Raw genomic sequence first — 4,526 nt, forward strand, 5'->3', positions numbered from 1 at the left:
CCCGAGAAGCGCCCATCGGTGACCAGAGCCACCGTGTCGGCCAGCCCCATCCCGACGACGGCGGCCGTGGCGCCCAACATCTCGCGGAATCCAGGGCCACCGCGGGGACCCTCGTTGCGAATCACCACGACGTCACCCGGGCTGATTTGGCCGCCGTGAATGGCGACGATGGCCTTTTCCTCGTCCTCGAAGACTCGCGCCGGCCCACGGTGCTGATGCAGCGCTTTCGGAACGCCGCCGATCTTGACGATCGAACCGAGCGGGGCCAGGCTTCCGAACAGCACGCGCAGCCCGCCGGTCGGGGACACGGGCTCATCGACTGGCGCGATGACGCCGCCGATTGGTTGGGGAATGGGTACCTCGATCGGTGCGATACGCGGGTTGTCTTCGAGATGGTCGCGGAGCTCCTCGAGCACAGCCTGGACTCCACCGCCGCGATGGAACTCCGGCAGCGAGATATCACCGGAGGGACGAAGCGGTACGAGTGTTGGAGTGGACAAGGCTAATTCGTCGAATTCTTGCCAGGTGAAGGCTACGCCAGCCTCGTGTGCGATTGCGGGGAGATGCAGTGAGATATTGGTCGAGCCGCACACCGCCAAGGCGACCCGTGCGGCGTTGCGGATGGCACAGTCGGTGACGATGCTCTTGATCGTCAAACCCCGTTCGATGAGCTTCGTTATTGCGACACCGCTGTCGTAGGCGAGTCGGAGCTGTTCGGCCGACCCTGCCACCACGGTCGACACCCCTGGCAGCGAAAGGCCCATTGCCTCCGCGCACATGGCCATGGTGTTGCCCGTGTACGCGCTGGCGCCGCCGCCCGCGCCGGGCATTTGCGCGAACTCGAGTTGGCTCAGTTCATCCTCGGTGATCTTCCCGCTGTGATATTCGCCGATGGCCTCGAATACGGTCTCCCAGGACAGCTCGCGTGCTCCGATCCTGCCGGTTTCGGTGGTGCCCGTGTAGACGTACACCGTCGGAAGATCCACGCGAAGGCTTCCCATGATCATCGCCGGCGTGATCTTGTCGCCGCCGGCGATCAAGACAGCGGCGTCGAAGGCATGCGCCTGAAGCATGATCTCCACGGAGTCAGCGACGGTTTCCCGCGAAGGCAGCACGTAGCGCATGCCGTCGGACGCCTCACTCAAGACGTCGGTCGCGTGAATGACGTTGAACTCCATCGGTGTAGCGCCGCCCGCAATGATGCCGTCCTTGACACGCTTGGACACCTTGTCCAGATACACGTTCTCGTCGGCGATTTCGTTCCAGGTATTCACCACCGCGACCAGCGGCCGACGCAGCTCTGCAGCCGTACGACCGGTTCCGTACCACCAAGAGCGGGCGAACGCGCGGTCAGGACCTTGGTAGCGAACTTCACTTCGACGAGGCGATGTCATGTGACGCACGCTACAATCGCCGAATGTTAAATGTCAACATTTTTCATCAATCGATGAGATGCCGCGTCTCTGCGCCCCGGATGGTCTGGTCGCAAACTTGACTCTCCCCCAAGGGGAGGGATCAGGTTGGTCGGCGTGCGGACAACCATCGATCCATACCCGCCCGGTATCGGCGATGCGCGAGTGCACCCTCCAACCATTAGCGCCAGCCACTCCTGAAGGGCACCACGAATGACGAGCACTCCAATGCCGAACCCGTTCACCGAATTCGAGGGCAAACGCGCACTCATCACCGGGGGCACCCGCGGCATCGGCCGCGCCATCGCGGACCGGTTACTCGCGGGCGGCGCCACGGTCGCAGTGGCCGCGCGCAGCACCCCGGAGGACATCGGCGGGCTCGTCGTCATCGAGGCGGACGTGTCGACCACTGACGGAGTTTCCGCACTTGCCAAACGGACCCTCGATCAGCTCGGCGGTATCGACTACATCGTGCACAACGTCGGCGGATCGACCCAGGCCAAGGGTGGATCGACCACCGTCTCCGACGAGGACTGGCAATACGCCTTCGACAGCAATCTGTTCACCGCGGTACGCCTGGACCGCGAACTGGTACCCACCCTGCTCGAGCAGGGCTCCGGGTCGATCGTGCACATCACCTCGATCCAACGGCGCACCCCGTTGCCGGCCTCCCTGCCCTACGCCGCGGCCAAGGCGGCTCTGACCAACTACAGCAAGGCCTTGGCCAACGAGCTTGCGCCGAGCGGCATCCGGGTGAACGCCGTCGCCCCCGGCTACGTCGAGACCGAGGCCGCCCACAGGATGGCCGAGGAAACCGCCGCGCACGATGGCACCGACATCGACGCCGCCCGCGAAAAGATCATGGCCTCCATCGGCGGCATCCCCATCGGCCACCCCGGCCGCCCGCAGGACATCGGCGAACTGGTGGCATTCCTGCTGTCCGACCGGGCGGCGTACCTGGTCGGCGCCGAGTACGTCGCCGACGGCGGCAGCATCCGCACCGTCTGAGCGTCAACATGATTGGAGACTGACACGACACATCCCGTGATCGACGGGCACTTGCGCGAATCTGGCGCAAGCTGGAAGCCGCTCAAGCCTCACCCAAGGCTGGCTCGAACGCCGCTCACCACTGATCCCAGTGGATGAAGGATTCGGCAGGCGCCCTACGGGCCGGCCGGAAGTCGCTGCCCACCGTATGGGCGATCGGAGACAGCGCACCCTGAACGACGGTCTCGTACGGGAGGCCGAGCACCTCGGACACTTCACGTTCATAGCTCAGATGTGCGGTCGTCCAGGCCGTGCCCAATCCACGCTCCCGTGCGGCAAGCATGAAACTCCAGAACGCCGGAAACACCGATCCCCACGCCCCCGCCTGGCCGCGGACGTCGTCCAGCTCCGCACGAGAGTCCACCCGCACACAAGGAATGACCAGCCACGGCGCTTCGTGCAGCCGCGAGACCAGATGATCCAGGCTGGCCGCGATCCGCTGCCAGCCTGCCGGCGATGCATCCCGCGTCACGTGTCCCCCGGGCTGCCCTACCTGCAGACCTGCCAGCCACCAACGGGCGACGGCCTCCTTTGCGGCAGTGTCACCGACGAAGACGAAATCCCACCGTTGGCGATTTCGGCCGCTGGGCGCCTGGCTCGCGATGCGCACACAGTCCTCGAGTACCGCTCGCTCCACCGGCCGGGAGAAATCAAGCCGCCTTCGCACGGCGCGCGTGGTGGTCAACACTTCGTCCGCCAATAGGCCCAAACCTGCATCGGATGTCATCCCTGCGACAACGTCGAATCGGTGTGGAGCGTTCCTCACACCACGGCGTTCGGGAACCGTTCCCGGTTGTGCCGAATCTCCTCGCGGTGTTCGGAAGCCCAGTGCGCCAGACCGAGCACGATTGAGAGCAGCGACTCGCCGAGTGACGTCAGTTCGTACTCGACTCGCGGAGGTACTTCCGGGTAGGCGGTGCGGGTCACCAGGCCGTCCCGCTGCAGCTGCTTGACCGTCACGGTCAACATCCGCTGCGAAATGCCCGGGACCTGTGCCAGTAGCTCGCTGTAGCGAAGCGGTCCGGTCGCCAGGGTGCCGATGCACAACACCGTCCACTTGTCTCCGATGCGGCTCAGGATCTCGCGAACGAACGGGCCGTCGTCGCCAACGCGATCACACGGCGCGACGGTGGTGGGCTCCATTGGTTACCTCCATGGGCGCTACGGACTTCAACATGCCTTTTGTAGCGCCAACATAACAGACCTACCATGTGGCTACGCACTATAAGTAGGAATCAACACATCGGAGGCGTTATGGCGACCCTGCTGCACATCGACTCATCGGCTGTCGGCTCAGAATCCGTTTCACAATCCGTTGCGAATCTCATTCGCCAGGAGTGGCGCGGCGACGTCATCTACCGCGACCTCGCCCAGGAGCCGGTAGCGCCCATCACCGCGGCTCAGGTCGCTGCCCGCAATATTCCTTCCGAGGAGCTCTCCACTGAGCTGAAAGAGGCTACCGTCCTTCAGGATCGGCTGATCGAGGAATTTCTCGCGGCTGACGCGTATCTGTTCGCGGTGCCGATGTACAACTATTCCGTGCCTGCTGCGTTCAAAGCCTGGATCGACCAGATCGTCGTACTCGGCAGAACGCTTCCCCTTCCTGGCACTTCGTCACCGACCGCGGGACGCCCGGCAATCGTGGTCTCGGCACGTGGCGGCTTTGGCTACGGCCTGGGTGGGCCCGGTCAGGCCAGGGACTTCGTCCTGCCCTGGCTGCAGCTAATCCTCGGTGACACACTCGGTTTGGATCTACGCTCCATCACTCTCGAGGGAACTCTCGCACCGGTCATTCCAGCATACGAGTCGCTGATCGCGACGTACGAGCAGTCGCTTCGCGACGCGGAGGATCAGGCTCGCCACGAGGCGCGGAACCTGACCGAACACCTGGCTGCCTGAGCCGCGGGCGCGTCGACTCTCTAGGTCATTCGCCGAGAACCCGGGAGGCTGCGCTCCAGTACGACAACTCGTCGCCTTTGGTGGCCAGCCGGATCGTCTTGCCGTATCCATACTCGGCCAGTGTCTCGGGAGCATGTTCGCGGCCGAATCCGCTGTGTCCGACGCCAC

5 protein-coding genes are annotated in these 4,526 nt (G+C 64.3%); 2 read left to right on the plus strand and 3 right to left on the minus strand.

The window, feature by feature from the left end; translation table 11 throughout:
• Positions 1 to 1,394, minus strand: a 1,394-nt coding sequence (locus ACRDUX_RS40860; protein WP_526423268.1) for a dihydroxy-acid dehydratase domain-containing protein, incomplete at its 3' end; no start/stop codon positions are given.
• A gap of 231 nt (positions 1,395 to 1,625) precedes the next feature.
• Here ACRDUX_RS40860 and ACRDUX_RS40865 point away from each other — a divergent pair.
• Positions 1,626 to 2,420 carry an SDR family NAD(P)-dependent oxidoreductase gene (locus tag ACRDUX_RS40865; RefSeq protein ID WP_526423270.1) on the plus strand — a complete coding sequence of 265 codons (795 nt, stop codon included), beginning with the start codon at positions 1,626 to 1,628 and terminating at the stop codon, positions 2,418 to 2,420.
• A gap of 115 nt (positions 2,421 to 2,535) precedes the next feature.
• On the opposite strand, the gene ACRDUX_RS40870 is transcribed toward ACRDUX_RS40865, so the two are convergent.
• Together ACRDUX_RS40870 and ACRDUX_RS40875 are read right to left on the minus strand one after the other, a co-directional pair.
• Positions 2,536 to 3,186 carry a nitroreductase family protein gene (locus ACRDUX_RS40870; protein ID WP_526423272.1) on the minus strand — a complete coding sequence of 217 codons (651 nt, stop codon included), beginning with the start codon at positions 3,184 to 3,186 and terminating at the stop codon, positions 2,536 to 2,538.
• Between the two features lie 35 nt (positions 3,187 to 3,221).
• Positions 3,222 to 3,602, minus strand: coding sequence for a winged helix-turn-helix transcriptional regulator (locus tag ACRDUX_RS40875; protein ID WP_526423274.1), 381 nt, complete (start codon positions 3,600 to 3,602; stop codon positions 3,222 to 3,224).
• A 111-nt stretch (positions 3,603 to 3,713) separates the two neighbouring features.
• Between ACRDUX_RS40875 and ACRDUX_RS40880 the strand changes: the two genes are divergently transcribed.
• Positions 3,714 to 4,358, plus strand: a complete 645-nt coding sequence (locus ACRDUX_RS40880) for an FMN-dependent NADH-azoreductase (protein WP_526423276.1) — start codon at positions 3,714 to 3,716, stop codon at positions 4,356 to 4,358.
• The last annotated feature ends 168 nt before the right edge of the window (positions 4,359 to 4,526 follow it).

The sequence above is a fragment of the Mycobacterium sp. genome (assembly GCF_050701675.1).
Classification (GTDB): domain Bacteria; phylum Actinomycetota; class Actinomycetes; order Mycobacteriales; family Mycobacteriaceae; genus Mycobacterium.

Coding starts and splice junctions, on each gene's coding strand:
- ACRDUX_RS40865 (WP_526423270.1), top strand. CDS start 1,626: ATGACGAGCACTCCAATGCCGAACCCGTTCACCGAATTCGAGGGCAAA.
- ACRDUX_RS40870 (WP_526423272.1), bottom strand. CDS start 3,186: ATGACATCCGATGCAGGTTTGGGCCTATTGGCGGACGAAGTGTTGACC.
- ACRDUX_RS40875 (WP_526423274.1), bottom strand. CDS start 3,602: ATGGAGCCCACCACCGTCGCGCCGTGTGATCGCGTTGGCGACGACGGC.
- ACRDUX_RS40880 (WP_526423276.1), top strand. CDS start 3,714: ATGGCGACCCTGCTGCACATCGACTCATCGGCTGTCGGCTCAGAATCC.